This window comes from uncultured Enterovirga sp., assembly GCF_964242715.1.
Classification (GTDB): Bacteria; Pseudomonadota; Alphaproteobacteria; order Rhizobiales; family Beijerinckiaceae; genus Enterovirga.
Genome location: NZ_CAXTAZ010000033.1, coordinates 25,323 through 41,090, shown reverse-complemented (window position 1 = coordinate 41,090; position 15,768 = coordinate 25,323). Strand labels below are relative to the sequence as shown.

General features: G+C 69.1%; 12 protein-coding genes. 5 read left to right on the top strand and 7 right to left on the bottom strand.

From position 1 onward, the window contains the following. Positions 1-93: 93 nt before the first annotated feature. The 3 genes from gltA to ACFE87_RS16100 form a co-directional block, all read right to left on the bottom strand. Positions 94-1,386 carry a citrate synthase gene (gene gltA, locus ACFE87_RS16110; protein ID WP_375460668.1) on the bottom strand — a complete coding sequence of 431 codons (1,293 nt, stop codon included), beginning with the start codon at positions 1,384-1,386 and terminating at the stop codon, positions 94-96. 139 nt (positions 1,387-1,525) lie between these two features. Further along, the gene (gene gltX / locus ACFE87_RS16105; protein WP_375460667.1) at positions 1,526-2,974 is read right to left on the bottom strand and encodes a glutamate--tRNA ligase; all 1,449 of its coding nucleotides are present in this window, start codon (positions 2,972-2,974) and stop codon (positions 1,526-1,528) included. 369 nt (positions 2,975-3,343) lie between these two features. Then, positions 3,344-3,709, bottom strand: a complete 366-nt coding sequence (locus tag ACFE87_RS16100; protein ID WP_375460666.1) for a hypothetical protein — start codon at positions 3,707-3,709, stop codon at positions 3,344-3,346. 468 nt (positions 3,710-4,177) lie between these two features. Here ACFE87_RS16100 and ACFE87_RS16095 point away from each other — a divergent pair, with 468 nt between their 5' ends. Then, the gene (locus tag ACFE87_RS16095) at positions 4,178-6,472 is read left to right on the top strand and encodes a ComEC/Rec2 family competence protein (RefSeq protein WP_375460684.1); all 2,295 of its coding nucleotides are present in this window, start codon (positions 4,178-4,180) and stop codon (positions 6,470-6,472) included. 38 nt (positions 6,473-6,510) lie between these two features. Here ACFE87_RS16095 and lexA read toward each other — a convergent pair whose 3' ends face one another. From lexA to ACFE87_RS16075, 4 genes are all read right to left on the bottom strand, one after another. After that, a complete protein-coding gene (gene lexA, locus ACFE87_RS16090; protein WP_375460665.1) occupies positions 6,511-7,209 on the bottom strand; it encodes a transcriptional repressor LexA in 699 nt (232 codons plus the stop codon). Positions 7,210-7,320: 111 nt separating this feature from the next. Beyond that, the gene (locus ACFE87_RS16085) at positions 7,321-8,547 is read right to left on the bottom strand and encodes an MFS transporter (protein WP_375460664.1); all 1,227 of its coding nucleotides are present in this window, start codon (positions 8,545-8,547) and stop codon (positions 7,321-7,323) included. Between the two features lie 82 nt (positions 8,548-8,629). Next, complete coding sequence (locus ACFE87_RS16080) at positions 8,630-9,724, bottom strand: AI-2E family transporter (protein WP_375460663.1); 1,095 nt, start codon at positions 9,722-9,724, stop codon at positions 8,630-8,632. A gap of 174 nt (positions 9,725-9,898) precedes the next feature. After that, positions 9,899-11,806 carry a SurA N-terminal domain-containing protein gene (locus tag ACFE87_RS16075; RefSeq protein ID WP_375460662.1) on the bottom strand — a complete coding sequence of 636 codons (1,908 nt, stop codon included), beginning with the start codon at positions 11,804-11,806 and terminating at the stop codon, positions 9,899-9,901. Positions 11,807-11,932: 126 nt separating this feature from the next. On the opposite strand from ACFE87_RS16075, the gene tpiA reads away from it, so the two are divergent. From tpiA to ACFE87_RS16055, 4 genes are all read left to right on the top strand, one after another. After that, complete coding sequence (tpiA, locus tag ACFE87_RS16070; protein WP_375460661.1) at positions 11,933-12,691, top strand: triose-phosphate isomerase; 759 nt, start codon at positions 11,933-11,935, stop codon at positions 12,689-12,691. 268 nt (positions 12,692-12,959) lie between these two features. Then, positions 12,960-13,202 carry a DUF2283 domain-containing protein gene (locus tag ACFE87_RS16065; protein WP_375460660.1) on the top strand — a complete coding sequence of 81 codons (243 nt, stop codon included), beginning with the start codon at positions 12,960-12,962 and terminating at the stop codon, positions 13,200-13,202. Between the two features lie 74 nt (positions 13,203-13,276). Then, entirely contained in the window at positions 13,277-13,684 is a 408-nt protein-coding gene (secG, locus tag ACFE87_RS16060; RefSeq protein ID WP_375460659.1) for a preprotein translocase subunit SecG, read from the top strand. A gap of 114 nt (positions 13,685-13,798) precedes the next feature. Continuing rightward, entirely contained in the window at positions 13,799-15,427 is a 1,629-nt protein-coding gene (locus tag ACFE87_RS16055) for a CTP synthase (protein ID WP_375460658.1), read from the top strand. Positions 15,428-15,768: the final 341 nt, after the last annotated feature.

Sequence of the window (15,768 nt, the reverse complement as noted above, 5' to 3'; positions counted from 1 at the left end):
CGCACCCATGCCGAGGTGCCCGGCGAAGCCGGGCCTCGAAGGACGCGCTCTTGCGGTCCGCTTTGCCGACCCGGAACGACGAGGCTGAGGCTCTCAGCTTCGCTGGGCGATGGTCGGGTAATCGCGCTGCGCTGCGCCGGTATAGAGCTGGCGCGGACGGCCGATCTTCTGGGACGGGTCCTCGATCATCTCCATCCATTGCGCGATCCAGCCGACGGTGCGGGCGAGCGCGAACAGCACGGTGAACATCGAGGTCGGAAAACCCATCGCCTTGAGCGTGATGCCCGAATAGAAGTCGATATTCGGGTAGAGCTTCTTCTCGATGAAATAGTCGTCCTTCAGCGCGAGCTGCTCGAGCTCCATCGCGACATCCAGCAGCGGGTCGTCCTTGATGCCGAGTTCGGAGAGGACCTCATGCGTCGTCTTCTGCATGATGCGGGCGCGGGGGTCGTAGTTCTTGTACACCCGGTGACCGAAACCCATCAGGCGGAACGGGTCGTTCTTGTCCTTGGCCTTGGCGACGTATTTGGCGACATTCTCCGGGTGGCCGATCTCGGCCAGCATCTTCAGCGCCGCCTCGTTCGCGCCGCCATGGGCGGGCCCCCACAGGCAGGCGATGCCGGCCGCGATGCAGGCGAAGGGGTTGGCCCCCGATGATCCCGCGAGGCGCACCGTCGAGGTCGAGGCGTTCTGCTCGTGATCCGCGTGCAGGATGAAGATCCGGTCGAGCGCGCGAGCCAGGATCGGATTGACCTTGTACTCCTCGCACGGAACCGCAAAGCACATCTGCAGGAAGTTCGACGTGTAATCGAGCGAATTCATCGGATAGATGAAGGGCTGCCCGATGTGGTACTTGTAGGCGCAGGCCGCGAGCGTCGGCATCTTGGCGATCATCCGGATCTGCGCGACCATGCGCTGGTTCGCGTCATGGATGTCGGTCGAGTCGTGATAGAAGGCCGAGAGCGCGCCGACCGACGCCACCATGATGGCCATCGGGTGGGCGTCGCGCCGGAAGCCCTGGAAGAAGCGGTTCATCTGGTCGTGCACCATCGTGTGGTGCGTGACGCGGTAGACGAAGTCCGCCTTCTGCGGCCCGGTCGGCAACTCGCCGTAGAGCAGGAGGTAGCAGGTTTCGAGGAAGTCGCCGTGCTCGGCCAATTGCTCGATCGGATAGCCGCGGTAGAGCAGGACGCCGGCGTCCCCGTCGATATAGGTGATCTTGGATTCGCAGGCGGCCGTGGAGGTGAAGCCGGGATCGTAGGTGAAGGCGCCGGTCTGCCCGTAGAGCTTGGAGATATCGATCACGTCCGGCCCGATCGTGCCCGACTTGACCGGGAAATCGATCGTCTTGTCGTGCACGGTCAGGCTGCTGCTATTGCCGCTCATCGGGCTCGCCTCTCATGTCCATGATGGCCCGCGACGCGAAGCATGGAGCACGCCAGCCCGCGGGAAGGATACGGGACAGCGCCGAGGCCGCCTTCGCACCTGTCGTTCCCCGGTTCGGTATCGGATCGCCAGAGGGCGTTCAAGCCGCGTTCGAGGCCGCGTCTCCGGCATCGGCCTGGGCATCGATCCGCGCAAGGCAGAGATCGCGCCCGACGATGGCCATGACGTCGAAAAGTCCGGGCGAGGTGCCGCGACCGGTAACCGCGGCCCGCAACGGCTGCGCGATCTGGCCGAGCTTCACGCCTGCCGCTTCCGCGCCCGCCCGGACCGCCGCTTCGAGCGAGGCCGGATCCCAGGCGGCGAGGGCGGCCAGACGGGGTCGGATCCCGGCAAGCCGCGCGCGGCCCACCGGATCGAGGATCGCCTCGGCCTTGGCGTCGAGCGCGAGCGGGGTCGGACCGTAGAGGTAATAAGCGAGGTCCAGGAGTTCGATCAGCGTCTTCGCCCGCTCCTTCAGGCTCGGCATCGAGAGGAGGAGTTGCTCCCGCAACGCAGGAGCGAAGACCGGCCCGAGGTCGCGCGCGGGCCCGACGGCGGGCAGGATCTCCTCGATCGCCTGCACGACAGCTTCGTCCGGCGTCTCGCGCAGGTGATGCCCGTTCAGGTTCTCGAGCTTGGCGAAATCGAACCGTGCCGGCGAGCGGCCGATCTGGGGCAGGTCGAAGGAGGCCACCATCTCGGCATCGGAGAAGATTTCCTGGTTGCCGTGGCTCCAGCCCAGGCGGACGAGGTAGTTGCGGAGAGCCGATGGCAGGTAGCCCATGGTCCGGTAGGCATCGATGCCGAGCGCGCCATGGCGTTTCGAGAGCTTGGCGCCGTCCGGCCCGTGGATCAGCGGGATATGCGCCATGGTCGGCACGCTCCAGCCGAGCCCCTGGTAGATCTGGCTCTGGCGGGCTCCGTTCGTGAGGTGGTCGTCGCCCCGGATGATGTGGGTGATGCCCATGTCTTGATCGTCGACGACGACGGCCAGCATGTAGGTGGGCGTGCCGTCCGAGCGCAGCAGCACGAGGTCGTCCAGATCCTTGTTCTGCCAGACGACCCGGCCCTGGACCTGATCCTCGATCACCGTCTCGCCGTCCTGTGGCGCGCGGAGGCGGATCACCGGCGCGACGTCCGCCGGCGCCTCCGCCGGATCGCGGTCGCGCCAGCGTCCGTCGTAGCGGGGCGCCCGACCCTCCTTGCGGGCGAGGTCGCGCATCTCGCCGAGTTCCTGTTGCGAGGCCCAGCAGCGATAGGCCCGGCCGTCGGCGACGAGGCTCTCGGCCACCTCCCGATGCCGCGCCACGCGGGACGATTGGTAGACGACATCCCCGTCCCAATCGAGACCGAGCCAGGACAGCCCCTCGAGGATGGCCGCGATCGCGGGCTCGGTCGAGCGCTCGCGGTCCGTGTCCTCGATGCGAAGCAGCATCCGTCCGCCGAAGCGGCGGGCGTAGAGCCAATTGAACAGGGCGGTGCGGGCGCCGCCGATGTGAAGAAAGCCGGTCGGCGACGGCGCAAAGCGCGTGACCACGGGGTCTGGCATGGCGGTAGGGCTTCGTCAGGAGAGAGGGGGTCGACCGTGCCAAAGGCTCGGGTGGCAGCCGGTTACCCATCGTTTAGCATGGCCGGTACGGCGGCGTTAAGTCGGTACGACGGCGTCGTGGAGCGAGAGCCGGCGGCGTTGTCCCCCCGCTGGGCCCCCGTGGCGCGGCATCGTGCGGCAGCCGCCGGATCGGCATCACTGGCCTGATGCTCGAGCGCGCGACGCGCGTCCGCCCGTCATCAGGACCGGCTCGTTCTCCCTCGTGAGTTCGTTGCGTCGTGGCCGCCTGCGCAAGAGGGTCGGAGACCCGGGATCGGCCATGCCGCCGCCCAGGCTCCGACCCTCAGGTCGATGCGCGCGAGCGCCGGGCTAGCAGCTGCAGCCGATATTCTTGGAGACGATCCGCTGGCCGGCGATGGAGACGGTCACCTCGACGCCGCACGGAATGCCCCACTTGGTGCAGATGTCGAGGCAGGCCTGAGCAGCGGTCCCGCTCGGGAAAGAGATCGGGATCGGCAGGCAGACGCTGCCGAGCCCCAGCGGAAGATTGAGGCAGACCTGTCCGTTCTGGACCGTGAGGCTGATGCATTGCGCAGCCAGCTTCAGGCTGCCGTCTTCCAGCATCGGCTGGGCATTGGCGGCCTGCGCCATGCGGGCCTGGCTGTGCCGACGCGCCGCCTCGAGGGCCTGATTGACGGATTCGGCGCTGAATTCCGGATATGACTCGTTGGCCATGTTTACCTCCCGTTGTGCCAAAGACTGGCACAACTCAAGGTAGTGTACGGAACGGACGGTCGCAACTGGAATTTGTGGTTCGCGCGCGCGGAGCGGCCGCATTCGTGCTGCCCGGATAGGCCAGCAGCGGTGACGATCCGGCCGGGCCAAGACTATCGCCGGTCGTGGTTCGGCTCCCTCGTGGCCGCCAAGTACCGCCATGCCTCACGCGGAAACGTCGCCCGATTGTGACGCAGCCGGGGTCTTCGGGATCGGCCGAGCTCGACAGCGAGGTCTTGGCCGAGCTCGTCGCCGGTGGCCCGAACCACGGCGGACACGCGGAAGCTGCAGCGCCATCGTGGATTCGCGGCCGAATCCCGATGCGACGGGTGGCTTCCGGCCGGCGATCGTCTAGCATGCGCAAGACAGCGGCGTGGCGTCGGTACGATGCGGTCAGCAGGCGAGCGGCACCGGGGCGGGCGCGAGGGCATGGCCCGGACGCGTTCCGCTGCCGGCGCCGCGGCTGCAGGGACCGCGCCGGCGATCCGGGCTGGCGGCTGGAATGCGGCCGTCCGGAATGCGCTGGCGGCCTTGCCCGCGCAGCTCTCCGACCTCGTCCAGCAGGAGATCGACCGGCGCAGGCTCTTTCCCTGGATCGCGGTCGCCTACGGGCTCGGGATCGTGCTGGCCTTCGCGGCGGACGGCGCGGTTTCGGTCTGGCCTCCGCTCGCGGCCGGGGCAGGCTTCGCCTGCGGGGCGTATCTCGCCCGCCACCGCTTCGGCCGCATGATCGTCTTCGTGGCGCTGACTGCCGTCTTCTTCGGGTCCGCGGCCGCGCTCGTCCGCACCGAGATGGTGGCTGCTCCGGTCCTCGACCGGCTCCACGTCGGACGGCTCGAGGGGTTCATCGAGACGGTCGAGGAGCGCGCCTCCGGCGGCGGCCGGCTCGTGATCCGGACGGCGAAGCTCGAGCGTCGGGAGGGCGGGCAGGTCCCGTCCAGCGTGCGCGTGACGGTCCGGGCGGTCGCGGGCCTGGCGCCGGGCGATTACGTGGGTGGAACGGTCCGGCTCTTGCCGCCGCCGGAAGCGGCGCGCCCGGGCGGCTACGACTTCGCCCGCGACGCCTATTTCCGCGGGATCGGCGCGGTCGGCTCGGCCTCGGGCCGTCTTGTGAGGATCGAGCCGCCCCCGTTCGCGCCCGACCTGTCCTTGCGGAGCGCGGCCCTGATCGACCGGGCCCGGAACGCGCTCACGGCCAGGATCGTCGAGGCGATCGGCGGGCAGGCCGGCGCCGTCTCGGCCGCGCTCGTCACCGGCAAGCGCGGCCTCATCGACGAACGCACGAACGACATCCTGCGGGCGGCCGGAATCTACCATGTCGTGTCGATCTCCGGCCTGCACATGGTGCTGGCCGCAGGCCTCTTCTTCGCCGCGACGCGCGCGCTCCTGGCGCTCTCGCCGGCGCTGGCGCTTGGCTGGCCGATCAAGAAGATCGCGGCGATCGTCGGCATGGCGGGCGCGACGGCCTATTGCATCTTCTCCGGCTCGGAGGTCGCGACCGAGCGCTCGCTCGTCATGATCCTCGTCATGCAGGGCGCGATCCTGTTCGACCGGCCGGCGCTGTCGCTCCGCAACCTCGCCATCTCGGCGATCCTCGTCCTGACGCGGGAGCCCGAGGCGCTGCTCGGACCGAGCTTCCAGATGTCCTACGCGGCGGTCGCGGGCCTGATCGCCTTCGCCGAGGCGGCGCGTCGGGTCCGCCCCGCGGCGGAGGCGGGCGACCCGCTTCGTCGGGCGGCACTCTGGGTCGGCATGACGCTCGCCGGCATCCTGGGCACGACGCTCGTCGCGACGCTCGCGACCGGGCCGTTCGGAACCTTCCACTTCCAGAATGTCCAACCCTACGGGCTGATCGGCAACGCCGCGACCCTGCCCCTCGTGTCCTTCGCCGTGATGCCGGCCGCCGTGATCGGCGTGGTCGCGCTCCCCTTCGGCCTTGACCGTCCGATCTGGGCGGCCATGGGCTATGCCACGGACGGCGTGCTCCGCCTGTCGGAATGGGTCGCGGGTTTCGCCGGTTCGACGCTGGTGGTGCCGGCCTTCGGGGCGGGCGCGCTCTCGCTCTTGGCCTTCGCGCTGCTCGTCGCGACGCTCTGTGGTTCGGCGCTCCGGCTTCTCGCGGGCCTTCCCTTCATTCTGGGCGTGGCGCTCGCCTCCGCTGCGCCGCGCCCGGACATCTACGTGGCCCGGGACGGGTCGGGCGCCGCGGTCCGGGGCCGGGACGGCCGGCTCGCGCTCCTGGGGCGGGTCCCGGCCTTCACGGCCGAGCAATGGCTCAAGGCCGATGGCGATGCGCGCCGGGCCGCGGATGCCTCGCTCAAGGCCGGACCGCGCTGTGACCGGATCGGCTGCACGATCGAGATGCGGGACGGCCGGATCGTCTCGCATCTCCTCGACCGGCGCGGTTTTGCCGAGGATTGCGGCCGTGCCGCCGTCGTCCTCTCCCACCTTCAGGCACCGCCGGACTGCGCCGCGCCCACCCTGGTCGACCGCGCCTTCCTGGCCGGACACGGAGCGACGACCCTGTTCGCGACGTCGTCGGGGTTCCGGCTCGAGACCACCCGCCGCCCTGGCGAGAGCCGGCCATGGCTCGCCCGCAAAGCCTCCGCGAGGCCGGCCGCCGCCATCGCATCCGCCTCGCCGCCGCCGGGCAGGCCCGCCTCACGTCCTGCTCCGGCGGAGGAGGCGGTGCCGGACCTCCCGGATGCCGATGCGGAGCCTTGAGGCACTCGCACCGGGAGGACGGGCGCGCCGCTCGGCCGTCAGTACCGCCTGACGAGACTCACGAGCTTGCCCTGGATGCGGACGCGGTCGGGGCCGAGCACGCGCGTCTCGTAGGCCGGGTTCGCGGCTTCGAGCGCGATGGAGGATCCGCGCCGGCGAAAACGCTTCAGCGTCGCCTCCTCGTCGTCGATCAGCGCGACGATGATGTCGCCGGTCAGCGCGTCGTCCTGGCGTTTGATGACGACCGTGTCGCCGTCGAGAATGCCGGCATCGATCATCGAATCGCCCCGCACCTCGAGCGCATAATGTTCGCCCGACGCGAGGAAGTCCGGCGAGAGCGTGATCGAATGCGAGCGGTTCTGCAGGGCGGAGACCGGCGTGCCGGCCGCGATGCGGCCCATGACCGGGATCGAAACGGCCTTGCCGCCGTCGGGAACGCCGCCCGGAGCGGCCGCCGGCGTCGTACGGGCTCGCCCGAAATTGCCCTCGACGACGCTCGGGCTGAATTTCGGCCTGGCGGTCGTCTCAGGCATGCGCAGGACTTCGAGCGCCCGCGCCCGGTTCGGTAGCCGCTTGATGAAGCCGCGCTCCTCGAGAGCGGTGATCAGCCGGTGGATGCCCGATTTCGACTTCAGGTCGAGCGCCTCCTTCATTTCGTCGAAGGAGGGCGGCACGCCGGATTCGGAGAGGCGCGCGTGAATGAAGCGCAGCAACTCGTTCTGCTTGCGGGTCAGCATCGTCGCGCTCCTGCTCGAACGACTCGGGTGAGAAACAAAGCATGAACGGCGTAACCGTTCTGCTAATGTTCCACAAGCGGCGATGTGGACTTTCGGACCTACTCTTCCGCTCTACTCGGCCGGCGCGATCGCGGGATCGGCTTTCGCCCAGAGTTCGGGGCGAAGCTCCTCGGGCCGATCCGGGAAGAAGAGGGCGCACAGGAAGGTGACGGTCGCGACCCCGGCAAGGACCAGGGTCGCCGAGGTGAGGCTGCCCGTGCGTTCGTGCAGGAACCCGATGAGCGGGGCTGCCACGGCGCTGCCGAGGAAACCCATGAAGAAGCGCACCGAATAGAGCTTCGCCCGCAGCGGTGGCGCGACGTAGCGGGCGGTCATCGTCTCGTTCACGGTGACTTGCCCGAAGATCACCGCGGCCGCGACCCCGGCTAGCGGCAGGACCAGCCAGCCCTGCGCGAAGGAGAGCGCGGCGAGGGTCGGGGCGAGGACGAGGGCCAGCGGCAGGAAGAGGCGTTTCAGCGTCGTGCGGTCGATGAGCCGTCCGACCGTGAACTGGGTCGCGGCGCCGCACAGCGTGACCGCGAAGGCCAGGATTCCGACGATCGGGATCAGGTTCGCGTCGCCGGCGAGCCGCTCCTGCATCAGCTTCGGCAGGAGAAGCGTGAAGGCGTTGAAGACGAGGCCCGAGACGACCGCGATCGCGAGCAGCGTCGCGACGGCGCGCCGGACGAGGGGCGCCGGGATCACCGGGAAGGGCGTCGCGGAAGGATGGGCGGCGTGGTCGTATTCCGGCACCCCAATCCAGAGGAGGCCGAGCCCGATGCACACGATGCCGGGCACCATGAAGGCGACCTGCCAGCCGTAGCGCTGGGCGAGGAAGGCCGTGACGACCGGCGCAAGGGCGACGCCGAAATTGCCGAAGACGCCGTTCGTGCCGATTGAGCGGCCGGGTCGCTCGCCCGCCGCCTCGACCAGCATCGCGGTCCCGATCGGGTGATAGATCGCCGCGAAGAGCCCGGCCGAGCCGAGTGCCAGCGCGAGGAGGAGGGGGGTCGCCGCGAAGCCGGCCGCGATCAACGACAGGCCGGTGCCGAAACAGAAGGCCAGCATCAGCGCGTGGCGCCCGATTCGGGCGGCGAGCCATCCCTGCGGGAGCGAGGCGACCCCGTAGAGGACGAACATGCCGGTCGCGAGCGCGAGCACCGGCCCGTAATCGGGCCCGAAGGCGCCGCCGGGCCGGGCCATCACCAGCACCGCCGTCGGCAGGATCAGCAGGCTGTAATGGGTGAGGAGATGCGCGGCGTTGACGAAGACGATTTGCCGGCGGGCCGAGCTCGCCATGATGGAGCCTCCGCGAGGATCGTGAGCCGCCCCGGCACTAGACGAAGGTCGCGCGAGCGTCCAGCACGGCCTGAAGGGCGCCTCAGGCGGCGCTTCGGGCTTCGCCGGTCGTGCCCGGCGCCTTCGCTCCACCTTCCAGGACGCGCTCGATATAAATGCGCCGGACCACGACCATGACCACGGCGAGGAGCGGGGTGGCGACCAGGATGCCGGCAACCCCGAACAGCGTCCCCATCCCGAACAGCACCACGATCAGCAGGACGGGCGGGATGTCGACCTGCGATTTCTGCACGATCGGCTGCAGGACGTTGTTCTCGACCTGCTGCACGCCGACCAGCAGGCCGAGCGTCCAGAGCGCCGTGGTGGTGTCGGCCGCGAGCGCGATCAGGATCGCCGGGACGGCGGACAGGATCGGTCCGAGATAAGGGATGAATTCGAGAAGGCCGGCCAGGAGCCCGAGCACGAGCGCGTAGGGCACGCCGATGGCCCAGAGGCCGAGCGCGACCATGGCTCCGATGAAGGCCATGAGGATGAGTTGCGCCCCCAGCCACGACACGATCGTGCTTTCGAGCTCGTCCAGGAGTTCGTCCGCGAACGCGCGGTGCCGCACGGGGACGAGCCGCACGAAGCCGCGCCGGTAGAGGTCGGGTTCGAGGGCGAGGAAGATCGCCGCCCCGAGGACGAGGCCCGCATAGCCGAGCGAGCCCGAGATGCCGGCGAGGATGCGGCCGGCATGGCCCATGGCCTCGCTCGGCTCCGGCAGACTGAGCCCGGACGAGATCTGGCCCCAGAGGGATTCGAGCCAGGGATGGTCGCCGAGGCGACGCTGGAAAGCGCCCGCCGCCTCTGGCAGCTTCTGCACGAGCTGCCGTGCCTGGTCCGCGAGGGTCGGGGCCAAGAAAGCCGCGGCGGCGGCCGCCGCGAGCGCCAGCACGGCCACCACCAGGACCACCGCCCAGCGACGCCCGAGGCCCAGCTTCCGGTGCAGGATGTCGCCGACCTCTCGCAGGAGCACCGCGAGGATCACGGCCAGGAAGGTCATGAGGAGGAGCGTGCGAAGGGCCCAGGCCGCAGCCGCGAGCGCCACGAGCGCCAACACGACGAAGCCGGCGAACACGACCCGGCTCCTGAAGGCAGCATCCGTCGCGGCGGGAGGTGTCGAATCCGTGTCGATCATCGGGGGCTCTACCTGCGACGGCATCCGGGTAACGCAGTCTCGTGACAAACGCTCAATCGTGCGTGCGATCCCCCCTCCGCCGCAACCCGGCCGGGGCCTCGCCCATGCGGCCTTCCCGAAACGCGCGCTGAACGGCCGTCCGAGCGGACCCGGTTCAGGTCGAACGGGCGAGGATCAGAGGTCGCTGCCCCCGATCGCCCGGCTGACATTCGACGGGTAGAGCTTCACGCCGATCCGCTTTTCGGCATCGGCGACATATTCGGCGAGGAGGTCCTCGGCGACAAGCGAGCGGATCTGCTGCTCGGTCGCCGCACTTTCCTGGGTCGAGGTGATGAAGGGCGGAACGGTGGCCGCCGTCACCTTGAACAGGAAGCGGGTCGTGTCGTCTCCGGTGGCGCTTGCGGCCCTGCCGACCGGCGTCGCGAAGATGCGGGTCACGACCGGCGGGGCGAGCCCATCCTTGGGCTGGCCGCGGGCGAGGTCCGTCGCGGTCTCGACCGCGAGGCCGAGCTCGGCCGCGATCGCGGCCATGGTCTCGCCCTTGTCGAGACGCTCCGTCAGGCTCCGGGCCTTGGCGGTGAGGCCGGTCGAGACCTCGTTCGCACGCCACTCCTCGGTCACGCGGTCGCGAACCTCGTCCAGCGTCCGGTCTTTCGCGGGCTCGATCGCGGTCACCTCGAACCAGGCATAGCCGCCGTCGCGGTAGGTCACGGCCTCGATGTCGGCGCCGACATCGGCCCGGAAGGCGGCCGTGAGAACGTTGTCCCGCTCGGGCCCGAGATCGACGACCGTCCCGGCCCGGTCGCGGCCGGAGCGGTCGACGGCCGTCACGCGCAACAACGCGATGCCGCGCTCCTTCGCGATCTCGGTCAGCGGTTTCGCACTCGCGCGCTGGTCCTCGATCGCGTCGTGAACCGCGGTCAGCTCGGTGCGGGCCCGCTCCCGGGCGAGCTCGGTCTTCACCTCGGCCTTGACCTCTTCGAAGGGCTTCGCACTGCCGGCCTCGACCTTCGTGACGCGGAGGAGGACAGGGCCGAACCGGCCCGCGACCACGTCGCTCACCTGGCCCTCGGCCAAGGCGAAGGCGGCGGTCGCGACCGCCTGGTCGATCATCTCGCCTCGGGTGAGCGTCCCGAGATTGAGGGTCGGCTCGTCGACGCTGCGCTCCTGGGCGAGGTCCTCGAAGGAGGTGCCGGCCTTGATCCGGGCCGAAGCGGTCTCGGCCTCATCCTTGGTCGGGAACACGATCTGCTGGATGGCCCTCCTCTCGGGCTGGCCGAAGCGGGAATCCTTGAGCCGGGCATAATAGGCCTCGGCATCCTGATCGGAGACCGCATCGGGCTTGGCAAGCGCCGCGGCGTCGAGTCGGAGCATGGAGAGGGCGCGGTATTCCGGCGCGCGGAACGAGGTCTTGCGCTCGTCGTAGAAGCTCTGCATCTGGGCCGGATTCGGGGCCGGAATGTCGCCCAGCACCACCGGGCCGAGCCGCAGATACTCCGCCGAGCGCCGCTCCGCCTGGAAGCGGTGCACGGCCTCCCGCATCGCGATTGGCACCCGGTAGGCTCCGGTCAGGGCCTCCGCGAGCTGCTGGCGCGCCACGACGGCACGCTGTTCGCGCACGAATTGCGCCTCGCTGATCCCCGTCTGGCGCAGGATGTCGATGAAGAGCCCGCGGTCGAAGGCTCCGTTCGCGCCCCGGAAGGCGGGATCGGCCTGGACCGTGCGGATGACGAGCTCGTCCGACACGCTGAGTCCGAGCCGGCGCGTATCCTGGTCGAAGGCCGCTTCCGAGACGAGCCGGGCCAGCACGCGCTGTTCGAGCCCGAGCGCGCGCGCCTGTTCCGGCGTGATGCTGCGCCGCGCCCGCCGGATGAGATTCTGGTATTCGGTCTGGTAGGCCGTCCGGAACTGCTCGGCCGTGATGTCGACCCCGCCGACGGTCGCGACCTGGGTCCGCACGTTGCCCCGGAATATGTCGCCGATGCCCCAGACCGCGAAGGAGACGATCAGGAAGCCGAACAGGATCGCGACCACGACCTTGCCGACCCAGCTCTTCCCGAGCCTGTTGATTCCTTGCAGCATCGAAACCGTGTTCCAGAGCGCCCCGCCGACGCCCTAGCGTAACGGCGCCCCCCTGCGCAAACCGCGGGCGCCGCGTTGCCGCCTTCCGGACCGGCTGCTAGTCCGGACCTGTCGAGGGAGGACGGGATGGCAGGCAGCTCGCCGCGGCCGCTGGTCGCGGGCAATTGGAAGATGAACGGGCTGCGGAGTTCGCTCGCGGTCCTTCGGGACATCGCGGAGCGCTCGTCCGAGCGGGGCGGCGACGTCGAATACCTGCTCTGCCCGCCCGCAACGCTCCTCGCGGCCTGTGCCGACGCGGCGCGGGGTACCTCCCTCGCGGTGGGCGGCCAGGATTGTCACCCGGATGCCTCCGGTGCCCGGACCGGAGACGTGTCGGCCGAGATGCTGGCCGATGCCGGCGCGACCTATTGCATCGTCGGTCATTCGGAACGGCGTGCGGACCATGGCGAGACGGATGCAGCGGTGAAGGCGAAGGCGGCCGCTTCGCACCGGGCGGGGCTCACGGCCATCGTTTGCGTGGGGGAGACCCGGGCCGAACGCGAGGGCGGCCGCGCGCTCGACGTGGTGGCCGGGCAGGTCCGAGGCTCGCTGCCGGACGATGCATCGGCCGGGAACACGGTTGTGGCCTACGAACCCGTATGGGCGATCGGGACCGGCCTCGTTCCGACCGTCACCGATGTCGCCGAGATGCACGCGATGATCCGGGGCGAGCTTGCCGGGATCGTCGGGACCGACGCGATGCGGATTCTCTACGGCGGATCGGTCAAGCCGTCGAACGCGCGCGAGCTTCTCTCGGTCGCGAATGTGAACGGGGCGCTCGTCGGCGGGGCTAGCTTGGTCGCGACCGACTTCATGGGGATCGCGGGGGCATATTTCGCCTCGTGACGGCTGCCCTTGAGGCGCGTCACGAGATCGTATTCCGCGCACGCATTCCGTCGTCTTCGTGAGCGGAGCGTCGACCAGGCCTGAGTCGAGCGATTGGAGCGAGCGCCGGACTGAACCGGGCCGGACCCCGACCAGCCAGCATGGGTGCGAGTTTCGGTTTCGAGCCTGCAATGGGTCGCGTGTTGCGGATCGTGGTAAGAAAAATCGGTGAAGATTGTCACGTCGTGACGCTGTTCCCGGATCGCGAAGCTGGAAGACGGAGGCCGCGGTGAAGATCGAGTGGCACACCTTCGACGCGGAAGCGGATGCGGCCTACGCCTACGTGACCGGTCACCCGGTCGATGAGACCGAGGATGTCGCACCCGGCATCATCGTGGATTACGACGCGGACGGGCAGCCGGTCGGCGTCGAACTGCTGTCCGTGTCCATCCGGTTGTCCGGTTCGGACCTGCCGTCCTATCTGAAAGGACTGGTCGAAGGCCTGTTCGCAAAGCGACTGGCCGCCGAGTAGCCCCGCCCTTCATTCGCCATCTCCGGCATGCTAGAGCGACGCGCAACACGCGGCCGGTGCCGCCAGGCTTTCCCATGCAAACCGTCCTCATCGTCGTCCATCTTCTGATCGTCATGGCCCTGATCGGGGTCGTGCTGCTGCAGCGCTCCGAGGGCGGGCTCGGGCTCGGTGGCGGTGGCGGCGGCGGGGGAGGGGGCGTCGGCGGCTTCCTGACCGGACGGGGACAGGCGAACGCGCTCACCCGGGCGACCGCGATCCTGGCGGCGGCCTTCTTCGCGACGAGCCTCGCGCTCGGCATCCTGGCGCATCGCGGCCAGGCCCCGCGTTCGATCTTCGACCAGAACAAGACGACGACCACGCCCGCCGCGCCGGGCCAGCCGGCCACGACAGGGCAGGGCGGTGTGTTGGACGAGATCCAGCGGATGCAGGAGCCGGCGGCCCCGATCGCGCCCACGGCGCCTCTGCCGCCCCAGACTCGCTAACTTCGCAAGCGACGTCGTCGGACGTCGCATTCCGGCTCGCCTGTGGACGGAGCGGGCCTGCCCGGCCGTTTCACCCTATCCAAGCCGCGCCTCACCGCTTAAGCGGAAAACCCCATGACGCGGTACGTTTTCATCACCGGCGGCGTGGTCTCCTCGCTCGGCAAGGGTCTGGCCTCGGCGGCGCTCGGCGCGCTCCTCCAGGGGCGCGGCTTCAAGGTCCGGCTGAGGAAGCTCGACCCCTATCTCAACGTCGATCCAGGGACGATGAGTCCCTACCAGCACGGCGAGGTCTTCGTGACAGATGACGGGGCCGAGACCGATCTCGACCTCGGCCATTACGAGCGTTTCACGGGCCGGCCCTGCACGCGCTCGGACAACATCACGACCGGGCGCATCTACCAGGACATCATCACCAAGGAACGTCGCGGCGATTATCTCGGCGCGACCATCCAGGTGATCCCGCACGTCACGAACGCGATCAAGGACTTTGTCCTCGACGGCAATGACGGGTTCGACTTCGTCCTCGTCGAGATCGGTGGCACGGTCGGCGACATCGAGGGACTGCCCTTCTTCGAGGCCATCCGCCAGCTCGGCCAGGAGCTCGACCGGGGCCAGGCGCTCTTCGTGCACCTCACGCTCCTGCCCTTCATCCCGTCGGCGGGCGAACTCAAGACGAAGCCGACGCAGCATTCCGTGAAGGAGCTGCGCTCGATCGGCATCCAGCCCGACATCCTGCTCTGCCGCTGCGACCGCGACATCCCGCCGGACGAGCGCAAGAAGCTCGCCCTCTTCTGCAACGTGCGGGAGAGCGCCGTGATCGAGGCGCGCGACGTCGCCTCGATCTACTCCGTGCCGCTCGCCTATCACGAGGCCGGTCTCGACGACGAGATCCTGCGCATCCTCGGCATCCGGAGCGCGAGGGGGCCGGACCTCTCGCGCTGGCACTCGATCATGGAGCGGGTGCGCAATCCGGAGGGCGAGGTCACGATCGCGGTCGTCGGGAAATATACCGGCCTCAAGGACGCCTATAAGTCGCTCATCGAGGCGCTGCATCACGGCGGCATCGCGAACCGGATCCGAGTCAATCTGGAGTGGATCGAGAGCGAGGTCTTCGAGCGCGAGGACCCGTCGCCCTTCCTCGAAGGCGTGAACGGTATCCTGGTCCCGGGCGGTTTCGGCCAGCGCGGAACCGAGGGCAAGATCCGGGCGGCCCGCTTCGCGCGCGAGCGCAACGTGCCCTATTTCGGCATCTGTTTCGGCATGCAGATGGCCGTGATCGAGGCGACGCGCTCGCTCGCCGGCGTGCCGGACGCCAATTCGACCGAGTTCGGTCCCTCGCCGGAGCCGGTGGTCGGCCTTCTGACGGAATGGCTGCGCGGCAACGAGCTCGAGACCCGGATGCAGGAGGGCGACCTCGGCGGCACGATGCGGCTCGGCGCCTATCCGGCGCGACTGCGGCAGGGCAGCCGGATCGCGCAGATCTATGGCGCCACCGAGATCTCCGAGCGGCACCGGCACCGTTACGAGGTCAACATGGCCTATCGCGACCGGCTCGAAGAGAAGGGGCTCGTCTTCTCGGGCCTGTCGCCCGACGGTCTCCTGCCGGAGATCGTAGAATTGCAGGACCATCCCTGGTTCGTCGGCGTCCAGTTCCATCCGGAGCTGAAGTCACGACCTTTCGAACCGCATCCGCTGTTCAAGAGCTTCGTCGGCGCGGCTCGCGATCAATCCCGGCTCGTCTGAGCTTCGTCAGACTTCGCGGATTTTCCGCTCGATGGCCTCCGCCTCGGCGGGATCGAGGTCCACGGCACCGAATCTCACGGTCGGCCTGTTCGTTTCCCGCTGTCATGCCTGTCTCCTGATCTCGCCCATCAGCCCCCGGCAATTCCTTCGATGACGACGCCGGTTCCGCCGCAGGCTTCGCACGGCTCGGAGCCGATGCGGCCCGACCCCTTGCATGTCGGGCAGACATTCTCGCCCGTACCCGGCGTGCCAGGCGGCGCATCGTCTCCAGGATGGGTTGGTTCCGTATCTGCTGCCGTCACCATGTCGGGGCCCCCTTCATCCGGCAACGCGCGACGGCG

Coding starts and splice junctions, on each gene's coding strand:
- ACFE87_RS16085 (WP_375460664.1), bottom strand. CDS start 8,547: ATGGCGAGCTCGGCCCGCCGGCAAATCGTCTTCGTCAACGCCGCGCAT.
- ACFE87_RS16095 (WP_375460684.1), top strand. CDS start 4,178: ATGGCCCGGACGCGTTCCGCTGCCGGCGCCGCGGCTGCAGGGACCGCG.
- tpiA (WP_375460661.1), top strand. CDS start 11,933: ATGGCAGGCAGCTCGCCGCGGCCGCTGGTCGCGGGCAATTGGAAGATG.
- ACFE87_RS16100 (WP_375460666.1), bottom strand. CDS start 3,709: ATGGCCAACGAGTCATATCCGGAATTCAGCGCCGAATCCGTCAATCAG.
- ACFE87_RS16080 (WP_375460663.1), bottom strand. CDS start 9,724: ATGATCGACACGGATTCGACACCTCCCGCCGCGACGGATGCTGCCTTC.
- secG (WP_375460659.1), top strand. CDS start 13,277: ATGCAAACCGTCCTCATCGTCGTCCATCTTCTGATCGTCATGGCCCTG.
- gltX (WP_375460667.1), bottom strand. CDS start 2,974: ATGCCAGACCCCGTGGTCACGCGCTTTGCGCCGTCGCCGACCGGCTTT.
- gltA (WP_375460668.1), bottom strand. CDS start 1,386: ATGAGCGGCAATAGCAGCAGCCTGACCGTGCACGACAAGACGATCGAT.
- ACFE87_RS16075 (WP_375460662.1), bottom strand. CDS start 11,806: ATGCTGCAAGGAATCAACAGGCTCGGGAAGAGCTGGGTCGGCAAGGTC.
- lexA (WP_375460665.1), bottom strand. CDS start 7,209: ATGCTGACCCGCAAGCAGAACGAGTTGCTGCGCTTCATTCACGCGCGC.
- ACFE87_RS16055 (WP_375460658.1), top strand. CDS start 13,799: ATGACGCGGTACGTTTTCATCACCGGCGGCGTGGTCTCCTCGCTCGGC.